Genomic DNA, 16,088 nt, shown 5'->3' on the forward strand with positions numbered 1-16,088 from the left:
GCGCGCCGGTGCAGCGGCTACAATCCTGCGCCTGCCACCGCTTGCGGCGCGCAGCATGTTCCAAGTCCATGGTGGCCCCGTCGGCCCCTCGCGACGCTAGGTCGAAAACTCCGCCAGGGCCGGAAGGCAGCAACGGTATCGATCGACGCGGGTGCCGAGGTCAGTCGGCGGGGCCACCGCCTGTCTGGCGACAACCCAGCGCATCGCGCTCAGGGTGCAAGCGCGGGGTGCGGACGGGGTTCGGCCAGCGTGAACGCCTCGCCCGGCCGGGCCACGCGGTGGCCGCGCGCGCGCAGCGCGTCACCGTCGGCCTCGCTGGCGTAGTGGTAGAGCACGCAGCGCGACAGCAGGTCGGACGGGTACTCGCGCTCGAGGTCGTCGATGCCGGTGTGCGAGGGATTGCCCGCAAGCCCGCAGTCGTGCGCCACCAGTTCGCCCTCGCCCGCCGCCCCGGCCAGCACTTCGGGGATCGGCCGCGTGTCACCGGTCCAGGCCAGGCTGCCGCGCAGGCGCAGGCCGAACGCGGTGCGCGGCCAGTGGTGGCGCGATTCGAAGACCTCCAGGCGCAGTCCGTCATGCCAGAACGCATCGCCCACCGGCACCACGCGGAAGGCGTCCCAGAAGTTCGCGCCGCCCTCGGCCAGCGCGTTGGGGTAGGCCGCCACGCGCCGGTGCAGCAGCGGCAGCACGTCGACCGGGACGTACAGCGGCATCCTCCCGCGGCGCCCGGGGTCGAAATAGTTGGCGACGAACAGCCGCTCGAACCCGGCGACATGGTCCAGGTGCACGTGGGTGACGAACATCGCCGGTGGCGGCGCGCCGTAGTGGGCGAGATAGGCCGTCAGGCCCTCGGCGCCGCAGTCGATCGCGAGCCACGGCGCACCGTTGCGCTCGATGGTCGCCATCGGCGAGCCCAGCGCCACCGCCGACGCGCTGCCCACGCCCTGGAAGCGCAGCGTCCATCCCATGCTCAGAAGCCCTTTTCCCAACGCGCGTCGTAGCCGGCGCGCAGCCGCGCGAAGTCCGCGCGCACGTCGGCCTCGCTGCGCGCGCCGCGCAGCTTGAGCAGCGAGCGCTGCAGCCGGGCGAGGTTGCCTTCGCGCCAGGCGGTTTCGGGGATGTGCAGGCGGCCGCGGTCGAAGTCGATCAGCCAGCCCTTGCCGGCATCGTCGTAGAGGATGTTGTGCGCGTTGAGGTCGGCATGGTCCAGCCCTTCGCGATGGAAGCGTGCGATCAGCGTCCCGGTCTCCGCCCAGGGCACGGTGGCGGGATCACCTGCCGCAAGGTAGGCCAGCGAGCGCACGCCCACCAGCCGCTCCATCAGGATCGCGGCGCGATAGGTCATGCCTTCGCGCACGTACGACGCGGCGATCGGCTGCGGCACGGGCAGCCCGCGCCGGAGCAGCTCGCGCAGCAGCCGGAACTCGACGAAGCTGCGCACGCGGTGCGCGCCGCGCCACAGGTGCCGGTCGCGGCTGAGCGACGCCACCGCGCCACCGCGCAGGTACTGGCGCAGCACGGTGGGGCCGTTGCTGGTGTCGTCGATGAACCAGGCGCCGCCGCGCCCGCTGCCCGACACGGCCACGGCACGCGGGCCCCAGGCCGCGGGATCGAACCAGCGCGGATCCGCTTGCCGCAGCTGCGTCTGGTCGAACAGAATCGAGCCCGAGCCGCGCCCCTCGGGTCCGGCGCGGAACGGCGTCAGGGTCTCGGTGGCGTCGAACACTGCCATCCCCCGGAGTCTAGCAAGCTTGCCGCAGCCCCATTCCGCTCCCCCGCGCTCGATCTGCCTGCTGCGCCTGTCCGCGCTGGGGGACGTGACCCATGTGCTGCCACTGGTGCGCACGCTCCAGCGCGCATGGCCGGAGGTCGCGCTGACCTGGATCATCGGCAAGGGCGAGCAGCGCCTGCTCGACGGACTGCCCGGCGTCGACTTCGTGGTCTACGACAAGAAGACCGGCCGCGAGGGCATGCGCGGCCTGCGTCGCGAGCTCGCCGGCCGCAGGTTCGACGCGCTCCTGCTGATGCAGCTCGCGCTGCGCGCCAACGTGCTATCGCGCGCGGTGCGGGCGCCGCGCCGCATCGGCTACGACCGCGCACGCTCGAAGGAACTGCACGGACTGTTCGTCAACGAGCGGATCCCGGCCGACACCGGCGGGCACGTGCTGGACGTGCTGGGCGCCTTCGCCCGCCCGTTGGGGCTGCGCCAGGAGCAGATCGAGTGGAACCTCCCCGTGCCCGACGACGCCCACGCGTGGGCGCGCGCCCAGTGGCCAGACGACGGCCGCCCGACGCTGGTGGTATCGCCCTGCTCCAGCCATCCGCTGCGCAACTGGAGCGCCGAGCGCAACGCCGCCGTCGCCGCGCACGCCGCCGCGCAGGGCTGGCGCGTGGTGCTGTGCGGTGGGCGCAGCGGGCTGGAGCGGGACACCGCCGACGCCATCCTCGCGCAGGCGGGCGTCCCGCTGCTCGACCTGGTGGGCAAGGACACGCTGAAACAGCTGCCGGCGCTGCTGGCACGCGCCGACCTGGTGATGACGCCGGATTCCGGTCCGACGCACATCGCCAATGCCATGGGCACCAAGGTGCTCGGCCTGTATGCGGCCACCGATCCGGCCCGCAGCGGTCCCTACTCCGACCGCCGCTACTGCGTCGACCGCTACGACGAGGCCGCGCGCCTCTACCTGCGCCAGCCGGCCGCGGCGCTGCGTTGGGGCACGAAGATCGAGCGCGAAGGCGTGATGGACCTGATCAGCGTGGACGATGCGATCGGCGCGTTCGAACGCTACCGGGCCGACCACCCGCGCCGAGCGACGCCAGGTCAGCCCGCGGGTCCGCCCGCGTAGTCCTGGTAGGACTTTTCCTCGACGTAGCCTGAGCCCAGGGCGAGGTTGATCGCCTTCTTGATCCGCGCCCGCTCGTCGTTCTGCAGGTAGACGCTGCGCGCCAGCTCGACGAAGTCCTGGTCGAAGGCCTGCGCGCGCTCCTTCAGCCGCACCTCGTCCTCGATCTCCCACAACCGCTCGTTGACCGCCTTGAGCTCCGCGCGCAGGCGCACGATGTCGCCGCCGGCGGCCGGATGCGCCATCCAGGTCTTCTCCAGCGCCGACAGCTCGCGGCGGACATTGGCCAGCTTGGCCTCGTCGCTCATCCGTTCGGACTTGATCTGCAGGATCGAGATCTTGTCCAGCAGCTCGCCGAAGGAGACGGGGACGGTGATTTCGGACATCGGGGGACCGCCGGTACATCGGAGGGCCGGCCAGTGTAGCGCCTCGCCTTGTCGCGGCCGCCCGCCGCCCGTATCATTGCGCCCCCGGTCCTCGTGGTCGGGACACCCCGGAGAGGTGGCAGAGCGGTTGAATGTACCTGACTCGAAATCAGGCAGGCGTTTATAGCGCCTCGGGGGTTCGAATCCCCCCCTCTCCGCCAGATACGCAAAAGCCCCCGAAAGGGGGTTTTTGCGTATCTGGCGGAGAGGGGGGAGTTTGATTCAACCATCCGGTTCGACCCGAAGGCGCGAAGCGCCGTAGGGCGCCCGGCCGCAGGCCGGGCCATCCCCCCGGCGCAATCCCCCCTGGACATTCCGGGCTGCGGTTTCCCTGCCCAGCGACAGCCCTGCACCATCGACCAATCGCACGCGCCGTCCACAGCGCGTATACCATCATCCGCATCCGCCGCCGCCTTCCCTCGTACTGCATGCCAGCTGACCTCAATCGACTGCCGCCGCCGTTCTCCCATCCAGCCCTCCCGGGAACCGACGCGGCCTGCGCATGATCGAATTCGGCCATCTCACGCACGTCGGCCTGCGCCGCGAGCTCAACGAAGACACCTACTACGGTGACAGCGAACTGGGGCTGTGGCTGGTCGCCGATGGCATGGGCGGCCATGAATATGGCGAAGTGGCCAGCGCGCTCGCGCGCGAGGCGATCGTGCGCGAGACCCGGCAGGGCACGCCGCTGTCGCAGGCCATCCGCATCGCCGACGAGGAGATCATCACGGCCTCGCGCCGCCGCCAGGACGCGCTGCCGATGGGCACCACGGTGGTGGCCGCGCGGGTGAACGGAAGCCGCTTCGAGGTCGCCTGGGTCGGCGACAGCCGCGTCTACCTCTGGCGCGACGGCAAGCTGGCCCAGCTGTCCCAGGACCACAGCTACGTGCAGGAGCTGATCACCCAGGGCGCGATCAGCATCGACCAGGCGCGCAGCCATCCGCAGCGCAACGTGGTCACCCAGGCCCTGGGCGTGACCGAACCGCAGGCACTCAACGTCGAGACCATGTCCGGCGAGCTCGCCCCCGGCATGCAGCTGCTGCTGTGCAGCGACGGCCTCACCGAGGAAGTGGACGACCGCGCGATCGCACGCGTGCTGGCGCACGGCGAATGCAGCGCACAGGAATGCGTGGACGGGCTGGTGGCTGCGGCCCTCGATGGCGGCGGCTCCGACAACGTGACCGTGGTGCTGGTCCGGCGCCACTGACGCCCGCCGGCGCCGACTGCGGCGCACGGGCGGGGACGCACACCGGCCCGCGCCTGCGCGACATCCGCTTCAGGCGATCTCGGCCGCCCGCGTCGCCTCTTCGGGTTCATCCCACAGCGCCAGCCCGGCGCGGCCGCGGATCGCCGCGACGCGTGCAAGATGCGCCGCCACTTCGTCCTCCAGCACCGCGACCCGCGGGCGGGGAGCCAGCGCTCCCGCGCGCGGCAGGTCGAGGCGCACCACCGCCTGGCCCGCCGGCGACGGCCCGGCCAGGCCGAGTTCGGTCTGGCCCGCGGTCAACGCGAGGTAGACCTCGGCCAGCAGCTGGGCATCGAGCAGCGCGCCGTGCAGTTGGCGGTGGGCGTTGTCCACGCCCAGCCGCCGGCACAGGGCGTCCAGCGAGTTGCGCTGCCCCGGGAAGCGCTGGCGCGCCAGCTCGAGCGAGTCGAGCACCGAGGCGCACCCGCCGATGGTGCGGCCGCCGTCCAGCAGCGACAGCTCGTGGTCGAGGAAGCCGACGTCGAACGCCGCGTTGTGGATGACCAGTTCGGCGCCGGCGATGAAGGCGAGGAACTCGTCGGCGATGGCCGCGAACCGCGGCTTGTCGGCCAGGAAGTCGAGGGTCAGCCCGGTCACCTCCTGCGCGCCAGGTTCGAACTCGCGATCCGGGTAGATGTAGTGGTGCCAGGTGCGGCCGGTGGGACGGCGTTCCACCAGCTCGACGCAGCCGATCTCCACGACGCGGTTGCCCTTGCGCCATTCCAGGCCGGTGGTTTCGGTGTCGAGGACGATCTGGCGCATCGGTGGGTCGGCTTGCCTCTGGTTGTCTGGTCGGTTCAACGCGCGGCGGCGCGGAAGCGGATGGCCTCATTGCGCGCCAGGACATCGACGCGCTCGTTGTCCGGATCGCCCGAGTGCCCCTTCACCCAGCGCCAGTCGATGGCATGGCGGACGGTGGCGGCGTGCAGGCGCTCCCAGAGGTCACGGTTCTTCACCGGGTCGCCGCCGGCGGTCTTCCAGCCGCGACGGACCCAGTTGCGCATCCATTCGGTGATGCCCTTGCGGACGTACTGCGAGTCGGTGTGCAGGGTGACTTCGCAGTCCTCGGTCAGGGTTTCCAGGGCGACGATCGCCGCCATGAGCTCCATGCGGTTGTTGGTGGTCTCGGCCTCGCCGCCGACTAGCTCCCGCTCGCGGGCGCCGTAGCGCAGCAGCGCGGCCCAGCCGCCAGGGCCGGGATTGCCCAGGCAGGCCCCGTCGGTGTGCACCTCGATCGCCTTCATGCCGTGGCGGCCCCCCGGGCCACCGGCAGCAGCCGGCGCGGACGGATCGGGGTCAGCGGCAGGCTGCGCTTGTCCGCGCGCAGCAGGTAGGCCGCACGCAGGCCAGCACCCTCGCGGCGGCGCGCCTCGACCACCGGCTCCCAGAGCGGCCCCATGCCCTCGGACACCGCACCGGGTTCAAGGCCGGCGCGGCGCAGCAGGCGCCGCCAGGACAGGGGCTCGGCGGCGCGAAGGCCGTGACCGCGCCAGCGCCAGCGATAGGGCGACAGCGGGTTGAGCGCGAACAGCAGGACTCGGCCGCCGGGCAGGAGCAGGCGCTCGACCTCTTCCAGCAGCGCGCTGCCGGGCGCGCCGGGCGCCGCCACGTGCTGCAGCACGACGGTCCCGAAGGTCCCGCTGGGCAAGGGCAGCGGCAGGCTGCAGGCCACGTCGCCCCCGAAGCGCTCGCCGCGCGGGTACAGCGCGAGTCCGCGCCCCCCTTCGGGGCGCTCGGGCGGCAGCGGCGCCAGCCACAGCCAGTGCTGCGCCGGGCGCTCGGCCAGCGCGCCCACGATGGCGGAGCGTTCGCTGTCGAGCAGCGCCGCGCCTTCGCTGGAGGCGAACCAGGCCTGGGCGGCGTCGGGTTGACCGGGTCGGGAACGGAGGGGCATGGTCGCCATTCTAGACGCCAGCTCCGGCCCACGCGCCCTGCACATGACTCCGGTTCCGATCCCGGCCTTCGCCGACAACTACATCTGGCTGCTGCCCGCCGGCCCCGACCGGGGCTGCGTGCTGGTGGATCCCGGCGACGCCGCGCCGGTGCTCGAGGCGGCGGAAGCCGGGGACTGGCAGCCCGACGCCGTGCTGCTCACCCATCACCACGACGACCACATCGGCGGCGTGGCCGCGCTGCGGGCGCGCTGGCCGGGGCTCGAGGTGATCGCGCCGGAAGACCCGCGCATCCCGTTCGCCTCGCGCCGGGTGTCCGGCGGCGACCACATCGACGTGGCCGGGCATGACTTCGAAGTGCTGCCGGTCCCCGGCCATACCGTGAGCCACATCGCATTCCAGGGCCATGGGCTCTTGTTTTGCGGCGACACGCTGTTCAGTCTCGGTTGCGGCCGGCTGTTCGAGGGTACGCCGGCGCAGATGCTGGCCTCGCTCGACCGGCTGGCGGCGCTTCCCGGAGACACCCTGGTGTGCTGCGGGCACGAGTACACGCTGTCGAACGCCGCCTTTGCGCGGGCGGCCGACCCCGACAATCCGGCGCTCGAGCGCCGCAGCGAAGAGGTGGCTGCCTTGCGCCAGAACTCCCTGCCCACGCTTCCCGTCACGCTCGCCGACGAGCGCGCCTGCAACCCGTTCCTGCGCGTGGACGCACCCGCCGTGCGCGCGTCGATCGCCGCCTGGGCCGGCCATGACGCGCTGGGCCGCGTCGATGCCTTCGCCGCGCTGCGGCGCTGGAAGGACGGATTCCGCGCATGAGGGCGGGCGCCCTCGCCGCGGCGGCGCTGTTGCTGGCGCTGACTGCGGGACCGGTCGCGGCTGGCGATGCGGTCGCGGGCGATGCCGCGGCCGGCGATGCAGCGGCCGGCAAGGTGGTGGCGGAGGCCAGGGCGGCCGTGGACCCGCCGGCCCCGGGCCCGGGAGCTTCTGAAGGCACGCCTGTCGCCCCTGCACCCACCGGCAACGCGGCGGCCGTGCCCGCGGCGCTGCCGGCGACCAGCGGAGTCGCGATCTACCAGCGCTTCGTCGAGGGCCTGGCCCAGCCGGCCTGCGAGGACGCGAGTCCCCGCTGGCGTCAGCATTTCGCCCACGTCCCCGACCAGCTGGTGTCCACCGAGGGCGAAGTGCTGCCGCTCTTCGGTTACGTGGTCGAGGCGCTGCGCGCGGCGCACTTGCCGACCGAGTACGCGCTCATTCCCTTCGTCGAAAGCGGCTACCGGCCCGGCGCGCGCAGCGGCAGTGGTCCGGCCGGCCTGTGGCAGTTCATCGCGGTGACCGCGCGCAACCACGACATCCCGGTGCGCAGCGGCTACGACGGCCGCCTGTCGCCGGTCGACGCCACGCGCGCGGCCGTGCGCTACCTGAAGACCCTGCATGGCATGTTCGCCGGCGACTGGCGACTGGCGGTGATGGCGTTCAACGCCGGCGAGTACCGCGTGCTCGGCGCCCTGCGCCGCCACGGCCAGCGCGCGGCCGACGCCGATCCCGAAGGCCTCGAAAGCCTCGCCGGCATCACGCGCTCCTATGTCCGCAAGCTGCATGCGCTGTCCTGCCTGATGGTCGAAGCCGGTCGCGACGCGGCGTGGACGGAGTCGCTCGATCGCCCGGTGGCGCGCCTGGTGGCGGTCGACCTGGACAATGAGCCCGCGGGCCTCGACGGCTATGCCAGGCGCAACGGCCTGGATCCGGCCCGCCTGCGCCGGCTCAATCCGGCGCTGTCGACCGGCGCGCCGCCCGGCCGGAAGATCCTGGTGCCCCGCGCCGCCGCCGCGACCCCGGCGGCAGCCGGCGTGGCAAACTAGCCGGCCCACTCCACCGGGTCGAACACACCATGGGATTCCTGCAGGGCAAGCGCGCACTCATCACCGGCATCGCCAGCCAGCGCTCCATCGCCAACGGCATTGCCGAGGCCATGCACCGCGAAGGTGCGGAGCTGGCCTTCACCTACCAGAACGAGAAGCTCAAGTCGCGCGTCGAGGACGTTGCGGCGCGCCTGGGCGGCGGCCCGGTCTTCCCGCTGGACGTCACCGACGACGCGCAGATCGATGCCCTGTTCGCCGACCTCGGCAAGCACTGGCCGGACGGCTTCGACATCCTGATCCACGCCATCGCCTTCGCCCCGCGCGAGGCGATCGCCGGGCAGTTCCTGGACGGCCTGACGCGCGACGCCTTCTCGATCGCGCAGGACATTTCCGCCTACTCGCTGGCCGCGCTGGCCAAGGGCGCGCGCCCGGCGATGCAGGGCCGCAACGGCGCCGTGCTGACCCTGAGCTACCTCGGCGCCGTGCGCACCCTCCCCAGCTACAACGTCATGGGCGTGGCCAAGGCCAGCCTCGAGGCGACGATGCGCTACCTGGCCTACAACCTCGGCCCCGAAGGCACCCGCGTCAACGCGATCTCCGCAGGCCCGATCAAGACCCTGGCCGCAGCGGGCATCGGCGGCTTCCGCAAGATCCTCGGCCACGTCGAATCGCATGCGCCCCTGCGCCGCACGGTCAGCATCGAGGACGTCGGCAACGTGGCCGCCTTCCTGTGCTCGGACCTGGCGTCGGGCATCACCGGCGAGGTCACCTACGTCGATGCGGGCTACAACATCGTCAGCATGACCGGCCTGGAAGAGCCTGCGGGCGACGCCACCGCGGAGTGAACCCGGCCACCGCGCCGCCGCGCCCTGCGGCGTTGCGGATGGCCTGGAACGAAGAAGCCCGGCAGTGCCGGGCTTCTTCGTTTGTGCGGTGTGGGAAGCCGCGCGCAGGGAGCGGCAGCGCGGCGCCGCGGGCCTTAGAGGCGCGCTTCCACGGTGGTGACGCGCATGCGCTGGCGCAGCGCCCGCATCAGCGCCATGGCATCCTCGTCGCCCGCCATGCGCGCGAGCTGGGCCTGCAGCATCGTGCGTTCTTCGGCGCTGGCCGAGGCGACGTCGCCCGGCGTGACCTTTTCCACCGCATAGACGACCACGCTGCCGTCCTCCTGCAGGACCCGGCCGGCCGAGACCTTGCCGTCCGCCGGGATCGGCGCGGCGAAGATGGCCTCGTTGGCTTCGGCCGACGGCATCGGCATGCCGCGCGGCGTACCCGGCATCGGCATGTGCATCCAGCCCTGCGCAGCGGCCACCTCGGACAGCGGCTTGCCAGCCGACACCTCCGCCACCGCGGCATCCGCCTGGGCCAGCACGGCCTTGCGTGCGCGGTCGGCGCGCACCGCGGCCACCACCTCGTCGCGGACGTCGGCCAACGGGCGCTCGCGCTCCGGATCGTGCGCGGTGACCCGGATCAGCACACTGTGGTTGGTGCCCAGCTCGATGGGATCGCTGACCGTGCCGTCCTGCACCAGCGCGTCGGAGAATGCGGCGCGCTGCACCAGCGGGTTCGCGGCGATGCCTTCGCCGCCGCCACGGATGAACGGTCCTACCTTCTGCACCGGAAGGCCCGCTTCGCGCGCGGCCGGACCCAGCGAGCTGGGATTGCGGTAGACCTGGTCCACCAGGCGGCCGATCAGGTCGTTGAAGGCGCGCTCGCCGTCGCTGACCGCCTGGGTGGCGGCGAGCTGCTCGCGGGCGTCCTCGAACGACACTTCCTGGCCTTCGCGCACCTCGCGCACCAGCAGCACGTGCCAGCCGAAATCGGTCAGCACGGGCGCGCTCGGCACGCCGGGCTCGACGGCCGCCACCGCGGCATCGAAGCTCTCGCCCATGATGCCGCGCTCCAGCCAGCCGAGGTCGCCACCGGCGGCCTTCGAGCCTTCGTCGTCGGATTCCTGCCCGGCGATCGCGGCGAAGTCGGCGCCCTCGGCGCGCGCCTTTGTGGCGATCGCATCCGCGCGCGCCTTGGCCGCGTCGCGCGCGGCGGCGTCGGCACCTTCCGGCACGCGCACCAGGATGTGCGAGACCAGGCGCTGCTCGGGCTCGACGAAGCGCGCCTTCTCCTGCTCGTAGCGGGTGCGCAGGGTCGCCTCGTCGGCCGGCTGGGCCGCAGGCACGTCCCCGGGGCTGATCTCGACGTACTCGATGGAGACCTGCTCGGGCGCGCGGTATTCGCCGCGGTGTGCGTCGTACCAGGCCTGCAGCTCGGCCGCGGAGACCGCGGCGGTGTCGGCTGCGGGCGCCGGGAGCAGCGCGACCGATGCATCGCGCTGCTGGCCAAGCAGCTCCATGATGCGGGTGACCTGGCCCTCGCTGGCGAACGCGGTCGCGGCGACGCGGCTCGGCAGCAGCACCATCTGCAGGCGCGCGCGGAGCTCGTCCTGGTGCTGGCGCGGCGTCTGCGCCGGCACCCGCGACTGCAGCAGCATCTGGTAGCGCTGCGGATCGAAGCGGCCCTCGACCTGGAATTCGGGCATCGCCTGCAGCACGTCCCGCACCTGGTCGTCGCCCACGGCGACGCCCGCGCTCTCGGCGGCGAGGCCGAGCACGGCGCGGTCGATCAGCTGGTCGAGCACGGCCAGCTTGCTGTCCACCTGCTCGAACGCGCGCGCGTCGAATGCCTCGCCCTGGGTCGCGCGCGCCTGCTGGCGCGCCATCTCGAATTCCTGGCGGAACTCCTCCGGCGTCACTTCGCGCGACACCCACACCGCCTTGCGCACCGGCCAGACGTCCGGCGCCGAACGCCACCACGACGGCGGGGATTCGACCTTCGCCGCGTAGTTCGCGGAGTTCTGGAACAGGTACTGCTCCATGCCGAAGAAGGCGAACGGGATCGCCAGCATGATGACGATCGCGATGGCGATCCAGCCGGAGGTCTTGTCTCGAAGTGCTTGCAGCATGTCAGGGCGCGCGTTGGACGTAGCCGCGCAGTCTAGCGCATGGCCGGGCGCTGCGGCCCCGCGGCGCGGAAAAGAAGAAAGGCGCCCTTTCGGGCGCCTTCCTGGTGTGACTGGCGGAGTGGACGGGACTCGAACCCGCGACCTCCGGCGTGACAGGCCAGCATTCTAACCAACTGAACTACCACTCCGCGTCGTCGAACCTGTTGCGAACGTCAGACCCTGGTGGGTGCTGAGGGGATCGAACCCCCGACCCTCTCCGTGTAAGGGAGACGCTCTACCGCTGAGCTAAGCACCCATGCGGGCCGCTTAGTTTACTGCATCCTTCAGCGCTTTGCCAGCCTTGAAGACAGGATTTTTCGAAGCGGCGATCGCGATCTCTTCACCGGTACGCGGATTGCGGCCGGTGCGCGCGGCGCGCTCCTTGACCTGGAAGGTACCGAAGCCCACGAGGGCCACGGTGTCGCCCTGCTTCAGCGCCGTGCCCACCGACGACAGCACCGCGTCGACAGCGCGCGCGGCATCGGCCTTGGACAGGTTGGCCTCGTCGGCAACGGCCTGGACCAGATCATTCTTGTTCATCTTTTCGGTGCTCCTGCGCAGCACAAGGCCGCTCGTGTGGTGGCGGGCGTGCGGGCGGTGTTGACCGCCGGCGGCTCCGGGTTCGCGTGCGGCCAGCGGCCGTCGATGCGAGCGCGACTTTATACCAGCGCGCCCGCACCCACGCAAGAAAAACGTGCGCTCCGTCAGTGCTTGACCGCCGCGCGCGACGACGGCTTACGGGTTGCGCGCGTGGTCTGCGCGACCACCGCGCCGGGTTGCTTGACCGGCGGCAGCGGGCGTTCCAGCGCGAGATCGAGCACTTCGTCGATCCACTTGACCGGCACGATCTTCATGCCATCGGTGACGTTCTTCGGGATATCGGCAAGATCCTTGCGGTTTTCCTCCGGGATGATGACGGTGGTGATGCCGCCACGGAGCGCCGCGAGCAGCTTCTCCTTCAGCCCGCCGATGGCGGTCACCTTGCCACGCAGGGTGATCTCGCCGGTCATCGCCACGTCCGCGCGCACCGGCACCTTGGTCAGCGTCGACACCAGCGAGGTCGCCATGGCGATGCCCGCGCTCGGACCGTCCTTGGGCGTCGCGCCGTCGGGTACATGGACGTGCACGTCATGCTTCTGCAGGAAGTCGAGCTCCAGGCCGAAGCGCTCGGCGCGCGCGCGCACCACCGACAACGCCGCGGACGCCGACTCCTTCATGACGTTGCCCAGTTGGCCGGTCAGCGTCAGCTGGCCCTTGCCCGGGACCAGCGTCGATTCGATCTGCAGCAGGTCGCCGCCGACCTCGGTCCAGGCCAGGCCGGTCACCAGGCCGATCTCGTTGTCCTGCTCGGCGCGACCGAAGTCGTAGCGCTGCACGCCCAGGTACTTGTCCAGGTTCTTGGAGTTCACGCTGAGCGCGCGCGGCTTCTTCTTCTGCGGGCCGGCCAGCGCGACCTCCTTCACCACCTTGCGGCAGATCTTGGCGATCTCGCGTTCGAGGCTGCGCACGCCGGATTCGCGCGTGTAGTAGCGCACGATGTCCTGGATCGCCTCCTCGGCCACCTTGAGCTCACCCTCGCGCAGGCCGTTTGCCTTGATCTGCTTCGGCAGCAGGTAGCGCATGGCGATCTTGATCTTCTCCTCCTCGGTGTAGCCGGGGATGCGGATCACTTCCATGCGGTCGAGCAGCGGACCGGGGATGTTGAGCGAGTTCGAGGTCGCCACGAACATCACTTCCGACAGGTCGAGGTCGACCTCGAGGTAGTGGTCGTTGAACGCGTTGTTCTGCTCGGGATCGAGCACTTCGAGCAGCGCCGAGGACGGGTCGCCGCGGAAGTCCATCGACATCTTGTCGATCTCGTCGAGCACGAACAGCGGGTTCTTCGCCCCTGCCTTGTTGAGGTTCTGCACGATGCGCCCGGGCATCGAGCCGACGTAGGTGCGGCGATGCCCGCGGATCTCGGCCTCGTCGCGCACGCCGCCCAGCGACATGCGTACGAACTTGCGGTTGGTCGCCTTGGCGATCGACTGGCCGAGCGAGGTCTTGCCAACGCCGGGCGGCCCCACCAGGCACAGGATCGGCCCCTTCATCTTGGACACCCGCGACTGCACCGCGAGGTATTCGAGGATGCGGTCCTTCACCTTCTCCAGTCCGTAGTGGTCGGCGTCGAGCACGTCCTGCGCGACCTTCAGGTCCTTGCGCACCTTGCTGCGCTTCTTCCACGGCACGCCGAGCAGCCAGTCCAGGTAGTTGCGCACCACCGCGGCCTCGGCCGCCATCGGCGACATCTGCTTGAGCTTGTTGAGTTCGGACTTCGCCTTGGTCTCGACGGGCTTGGGCATGCCGGCTGCGGCGATCCTGCGCGCCAGCTCCTCCAGGTCGTTGGGCGCGTCGTCCATGTCGCCCAGTTCCTTCTGGATCGCCTTCATCTGCTCGTTGAGGTAGTACTCGCGCTGCGACTTCTCCATCTGGGACTTCACGCGGCCGCGGATGCGCTTTTCCATCTGCTGCACGTCGATCTCGCCGTCGACCAGGCCGACCAGCATCTCGAGGCGTTCGGCGGTGCCGAAGGTCTCCAGCAGCTTCTGCTTCTCGCCCAGGCGCACGCCCAGGTGCGCGGCGACGGTGTCGGCCAGGCGCGAGGGTTCGTCGATGCCGGCCAGCGTCTGCAGCAGCTCGGGCGGCAGCTTGCGGTTGGTCTTCACGTACTGCTCGAACAGGCCCATCAGCGAACGGGCGATCGCCTCGATCTCGCGCGCCTCGCGGTCGTCGACCGGCTCCACCACCGTGCCCGTGCCCGCGAGCGTGCCGTCGACCTCGCGCACGGTGTCCACGGTCGCGCGCGCGACGCCCTCCACCAGCACCTTGATCGTGCCGTCGGGAAGCTTCAGCAGCTGCAGCACCTGGGCGAGCGTGCCCACCGGGTGCAGGTCGTCGGCACCCGGATCGTCGGTCTCGGCGGATTTCTGTGCCACCAGCAGGACCCGCTTGTCACCCTCCATCGCCAGGTCGAGCGCGCGGATCGACTTGTCGCGACCCACGAACAGCGGGATGACCATGTGCGGGAACACCACGACGTCGCGCAACGGCAGGACCGGCAGGTCGATGGTGGTGGGCTGGGAGGTGCTCATCGGGACTCCTGGGATGGCGGGCGGCTGGTTGCCGCATGCGTCCCGTTATGGGGCCCGACGGTGGTCCTTGCAAGCACTGCCGAGTGTCGCCCGGACAGGTCGCGGGGAAGCTGGCGTTCAGTCTGGAGGCAGGCGGAATTCGCCCGCGGGAATCCCTGCAGGAGCGGCTACAGCCGCGATCGCGATCCGGGATCCACGGCTCGTCGGGGATCTACCACTCGTCCGCGAGCGCGACTTTCCGCGATCGCGGCTGTAGCCGCTCCTACAGGATCGAGCGGGTGCAGGCCCGGGACGGATCAGTCTCCGGATGCGGCCTTGGCCGGCGGAGCGGCAGGCGTCTCGTAGATGAGATAGGGATCGGACTTGTGCTCGATCACCGACTCGTCGACCACGACCTTGCTCACGTTTTCCTGCGACGGCAGGTCGTACATCGTGTCCAGCAGCACCGATTCGACGATGGTGCGCAGGCCACGGGCGCCGGTCTTGCGCTTGAGCGCCTTGCGCGCGATGGCGGCAAGCGCGTCGGGCCGGAACTCCAGTTCCACGCCCTCCATCTCGAACAGCTTGCGGAACTGCTTGGTGATGGCGTTCTTCGGCTCCGACAGGATCTTGACCAGCGCGGCCTCGTCGAGCTCCTCGAGCGTCGCGACCACCGGCAGGCGGCCGACGAACTCGGGGATCAGGCCGAACTTGATCAGGTCCTCGGGCTCGACCTCGGCCAGCACCTTGCCGACTTCGGCCTTGCGCTCGGAGCTCTTGAGCTTGGCGCCGAAGCCGATGCCGCCGGCCTCGGTGGACCGGGCCTGGATGATCTTGTCCAGGCCGGCGAACGCACCGCCGACGATGAACAGGATGTTGCGGGTGTCGACCTGCAGGAATTCCTGCTGCGGATGCTTGCGGCCACCCTGCGGGGGCACGCTGGCGACGGTGCCTTCGATGAGCTTCAGCAACGCCTGCTGCACGCCCTCGCCCGACACGTCGCGCGTGATCGACGGGTTCTCGCTCTTGCGCGAGATCTTGTCGATCTCGTCGATGTACACGATGCCCTGCTGCGCCTTCTCGACGTCGTAGTCGCACTTCTGCAGCAGCTTCTGGATGATGTTCTCGACGTCCTCGCCGACATAGCCGGCTTCGGTCAGCGTCGTGGCATCGGCCATGGTGAACGGCACGTTCAACATGCGCGCCAGGGTCTCGGCCAGGAGCGTCTTGCCGGAGCCGGTCGGGCCCACGAGCAGGATGTTCGACTTGGCCAGCTCGACCTCGTCGTTCTTCTGCCGGCTCTCGATGCGCTTGTAGTGGTTGTACACCGCCACCGCGAGCGTCTTCTTCGCCCGCTGCTGCCCGATCACGTACTGGTCGAGGACCTCGAGGATCTCCTTCGGCTTGGGCAGCGAGCTGCGCGCACTCTGCGCCTTCTCCTCGAGTTCCTCGCGGATGATGTCGTTGCACAGCTCGACGCATTCATCGCAGATGAACACGCTCGGGCCCGCGATCAGCTTGCGGACCTCATGCTGGCTCTTCCCGCAGAACGAGCAGTAGAGGATCTTGCTGCTGTCGCCGGAACGGCCCTGTCTGTCTTCGGTCATGCCTTCGCCAATCGGTGTATCGGAGTGTCGGGTCGAGAATAGCACCCGGGCCCCTTGCCGCAAGCGCGGCGGGGCCCGGGCCGCCGTGGACGGACCGCGGCGTGGCGT

15 protein-coding genes, 3 tRNA genes and 1 other RNA gene are annotated in these 16,088 nt (G+C 70.6%); 7 read left to right on the forward strand and 12 right to left on the reverse strand.

What is annotated here, in order from left to right; genetic code table 11:
- Positions 1 to 77: 77 nt before the first annotated feature.
- Positions 78 to 174, forward strand: an RNA gene (gene ffs / locus JG616_RS09705) — signal recognition particle sRNA small type.
- Positions 175 to 209: 35 nt separating this feature from the next.
- On the opposite strand, the gene JG616_RS09710 is transcribed toward ffs, so the two are convergent.
- Together JG616_RS09710 and JG616_RS09715 are read right to left on the reverse strand one after the other, a co-directional pair.
- Complete coding sequence (locus JG616_RS09710; protein WP_199392447.1) at positions 210 to 968, reverse strand: MBL fold metallo-hydrolase; 759 nt, start codon at positions 966 to 968, stop codon at positions 210 to 212.
- 2 nt (positions 969 to 970) lie between these two features.
- Positions 971 to 1,732 carry a 3-deoxy-D-manno-octulosonic acid kinase gene (locus JG616_RS09715; RefSeq protein WP_199359920.1) on the reverse strand — a complete coding sequence of 254 codons (762 nt, stop codon included), beginning with the start codon at positions 1,730 to 1,732 and terminating at the stop codon, positions 971 to 973.
- Between the two features lie 19 nt (positions 1,733 to 1,751).
- Here JG616_RS09715 and JG616_RS09720 point away from each other — a divergent pair, with 19 nt between their 5' ends.
- Positions 1,752 to 2,846, forward strand: coding sequence for a glycosyltransferase family 9 protein (locus JG616_RS09720; protein ID WP_207748986.1), 1,095 nt, complete (start codon positions 1,752 to 1,754; stop codon positions 2,844 to 2,846).
- On the opposite strand, the gene JG616_RS09725 is transcribed toward JG616_RS09720, so the two are convergent.
- The gene (locus JG616_RS09725) at positions 2,822 to 3,229 is read right to left on the reverse strand and encodes a DUF6165 family protein (protein WP_199392448.1); all 408 of its coding nucleotides are present in this window, start codon (positions 3,227 to 3,229) and stop codon (positions 2,822 to 2,824) included. The genes JG616_RS09720 and JG616_RS09725 overlap by 25 nt on opposite strands.
- Positions 3,230 to 3,338: 109 nt before the next feature.
- Between JG616_RS09725 and JG616_RS09730 the strand changes: the two genes are divergently transcribed.
- Positions 3,339 to 3,429 (forward strand) — tRNA-Ser (locus tag JG616_RS09730).
- A 341-nt stretch (positions 3,430 to 3,770) separates the two neighbouring features.
- Positions 3,771 to 4,475 (forward strand): protein phosphatase 2C domain-containing protein, encoded by a 705-nt coding sequence (locus tag JG616_RS09735; RefSeq protein WP_199359918.1) that lies wholly within the window; start codon positions 3,771 to 3,773, stop codon positions 4,473 to 4,475.
- Between the two features lie 69 nt (positions 4,476 to 4,544).
- On the opposite strand, the gene dnaQ is transcribed toward JG616_RS09735, so the two are convergent.
- From dnaQ to JG616_RS09750, 3 genes are read right to left on the reverse strand one after another with little or no spacing between them, the layout of a single operon-like run.
- On the reverse strand, positions 4,545 to 5,276 hold the full coding sequence (dnaQ, locus tag JG616_RS09740; protein ID WP_199392449.1) for a DNA polymerase III subunit epsilon: 732 nt from the start codon (positions 5,274 to 5,276) through the stop codon (positions 4,545 to 4,547).
- Between the two features lie 35 nt (positions 5,277 to 5,311).
- The gene (gene rnhA, locus JG616_RS09745) at positions 5,312 to 5,758 is read right to left on the reverse strand and encodes a ribonuclease HI (RefSeq protein WP_199392450.1); all 447 of its coding nucleotides are present in this window, start codon (positions 5,756 to 5,758) and stop codon (positions 5,312 to 5,314) included.
- Entirely contained in the window at positions 5,755 to 6,408 is a 654-nt protein-coding gene (locus JG616_RS09750; RefSeq protein ID WP_199359915.1) for a hypothetical protein, read from the reverse strand. Before JG616_RS09750 ends, rnhA begins: the two co-directional genes overlap by 4 nt.
- A gap of 43 nt (positions 6,409 to 6,451) precedes the next feature.
- Here JG616_RS09750 and gloB point away from each other — a divergent pair, with 43 nt between their 5' ends.
- From gloB to JG616_RS09765, 3 genes are read left to right on the forward strand one after another with little or no spacing between them, the layout of a single operon-like run.
- The gene (gene gloB / locus JG616_RS09755) at positions 6,452 to 7,222 is read left to right on the forward strand and encodes a hydroxyacylglutathione hydrolase (protein WP_199392451.1); all 771 of its coding nucleotides are present in this window, start codon (positions 6,452 to 6,454) and stop codon (positions 7,220 to 7,222) included.
- Complete coding sequence (locus JG616_RS09760) at positions 7,219 to 8,265, forward strand: lytic transglycosylase domain-containing protein (protein WP_199392452.1); 1,047 nt, start codon at positions 7,219 to 7,221, stop codon at positions 8,263 to 8,265. Before gloB ends, JG616_RS09760 begins: the two co-directional genes overlap by 4 nt.
- Positions 8,266 to 8,294: 29 nt before the next feature.
- Complete coding sequence (locus tag JG616_RS09765; protein ID WP_199392453.1) at positions 8,295 to 9,110, forward strand: enoyl-ACP reductase; 816 nt, start codon at positions 8,295 to 8,297, stop codon at positions 9,108 to 9,110.
- 134 nt (positions 9,111 to 9,244) lie between these two features.
- Here the strand turns inward: JG616_RS09765 and JG616_RS09770 are convergent, their stop codons facing one another.
- The 6 genes from JG616_RS09770 to clpX form a co-directional block, all read right to left on the reverse strand.
- Entirely contained in the window at positions 9,245 to 11,224 is a 1,980-nt protein-coding gene (locus tag JG616_RS09770; RefSeq protein ID WP_199392454.1) for a SurA N-terminal domain-containing protein, read from the reverse strand.
- 111 nt (positions 11,225 to 11,335) lie between these two features.
- Positions 11,336 to 11,412: transfer RNA gene (locus tag JG616_RS09775), tRNA-Asp, on the reverse strand.
- A 32-nt stretch (positions 11,413 to 11,444) separates the two neighbouring features.
- Positions 11,445 to 11,519, reverse strand: a tRNA-Val gene (locus tag JG616_RS09780).
- An 11-nt stretch (positions 11,520 to 11,530) separates the two neighbouring features.
- Positions 11,531 to 11,803: an HU family DNA-binding protein gene (locus JG616_RS09785; RefSeq protein ID WP_191728308.1), complete on the reverse strand. Its 273-nt coding sequence runs from the start codon at positions 11,801 to 11,803 to the stop codon at positions 11,531 to 11,533.
- A 164-nt stretch (positions 11,804 to 11,967) separates the two neighbouring features.
- The gene (lon, locus tag JG616_RS09790) at positions 11,968 to 14,394 is read right to left on the reverse strand and encodes an endopeptidase La (protein WP_199392455.1); all 2,427 of its coding nucleotides are present in this window, start codon (positions 14,392 to 14,394) and stop codon (positions 11,968 to 11,970) included.
- 296 nt (positions 14,395 to 14,690) lie between these two features.
- Positions 14,691 to 15,980, reverse strand: coding sequence for an ATP-dependent Clp protease ATP-binding subunit ClpX (gene clpX / locus JG616_RS09795; protein WP_199359909.1), 1,290 nt, complete (start codon positions 15,978 to 15,980; stop codon positions 14,691 to 14,693).
- Positions 15,981 to 16,088: the final 108 nt, after the last annotated feature.

Origin of the sequence: Luteimonas sp. MC1895, from assembly GCF_016457215.1 — a bacterium.
Classification (GTDB): Bacteria; Pseudomonadota; Gammaproteobacteria; order Xanthomonadales; family Xanthomonadaceae; genus Luteimonas.

Bases quoted from the DNA above. Each gene is read 5' to 3' on its own strand.
- JG616_RS09710 (WP_199392447.1), bottom strand. From the start codon at position 968: ATGGGATGGACGCTGCGCTTCCAGGGCGTGGGCAGCGCGTCGGCGGTG.
- JG616_RS09715 (WP_199359920.1), bottom strand. From the start codon at position 1,732: ATGGCAGTGTTCGACGCCACCGAGACCCTGACGCCGTTCCGCGCCGGA.
- JG616_RS09725 (WP_199392448.1), bottom strand. From the start codon at position 3,229: ATGTCCGAAATCACCGTCCCCGTCTCCTTCGGCGAGCTGCTGGACAAG.
- JG616_RS09735 (WP_199359918.1), top strand. From the start codon at position 3,771: ATGATCGAATTCGGCCATCTCACGCACGTCGGCCTGCGCCGCGAGCTC.
- dnaQ (WP_199392449.1), bottom strand. From the start codon at position 5,276: ATGCGCCAGATCGTCCTCGACACCGAAACCACCGGCCTGGAATGGCGC.
- rnhA (WP_199392450.1), bottom strand. From the start codon at position 5,758: ATGAAGGCGATCGAGGTGCACACCGACGGGGCCTGCCTGGGCAATCCC.
- JG616_RS09750 (WP_199359915.1), bottom strand. From the start codon at position 6,408: ATGCCCCTCCGTTCCCGACCCGGTCAACCCGACGCCGCCCAGGCCTGG.
- gloB (WP_199392451.1), top strand. From the start codon at position 6,452: ATGACTCCGGTTCCGATCCCGGCCTTCGCCGACAACTACATCTGGCTG.
- JG616_RS09760 (WP_199392452.1), top strand. From the start codon at position 7,219: ATGAGGGCGGGCGCCCTCGCCGCGGCGGCGCTGTTGCTGGCGCTGACT.
- JG616_RS09765 (WP_199392453.1), top strand. From the start codon at position 8,295: ATGGGATTCCTGCAGGGCAAGCGCGCACTCATCACCGGCATCGCCAGC.
- JG616_RS09770 (WP_199392454.1), bottom strand. From the start codon at position 11,224: ATGCTGCAAGCACTTCGAGACAAGACCTCCGGCTGGATCGCCATCGCG.
- JG616_RS09785 (WP_191728308.1), bottom strand. From the start codon at position 11,803: ATGAACAAGAATGATCTGGTCCAGGCCGTTGCCGACGAGGCCAACCTG.
- lon (WP_199392455.1), bottom strand. From the start codon at position 14,394: ATGAGCACCTCCCAGCCCACCACCATCGACCTGCCGGTCCTGCCGTTG.
- clpX (WP_199359909.1), bottom strand. From the start codon at position 15,980: ATGACCGAAGACAGACAGGGCCGTTCCGGCGACAGCAGCAAGATCCTC.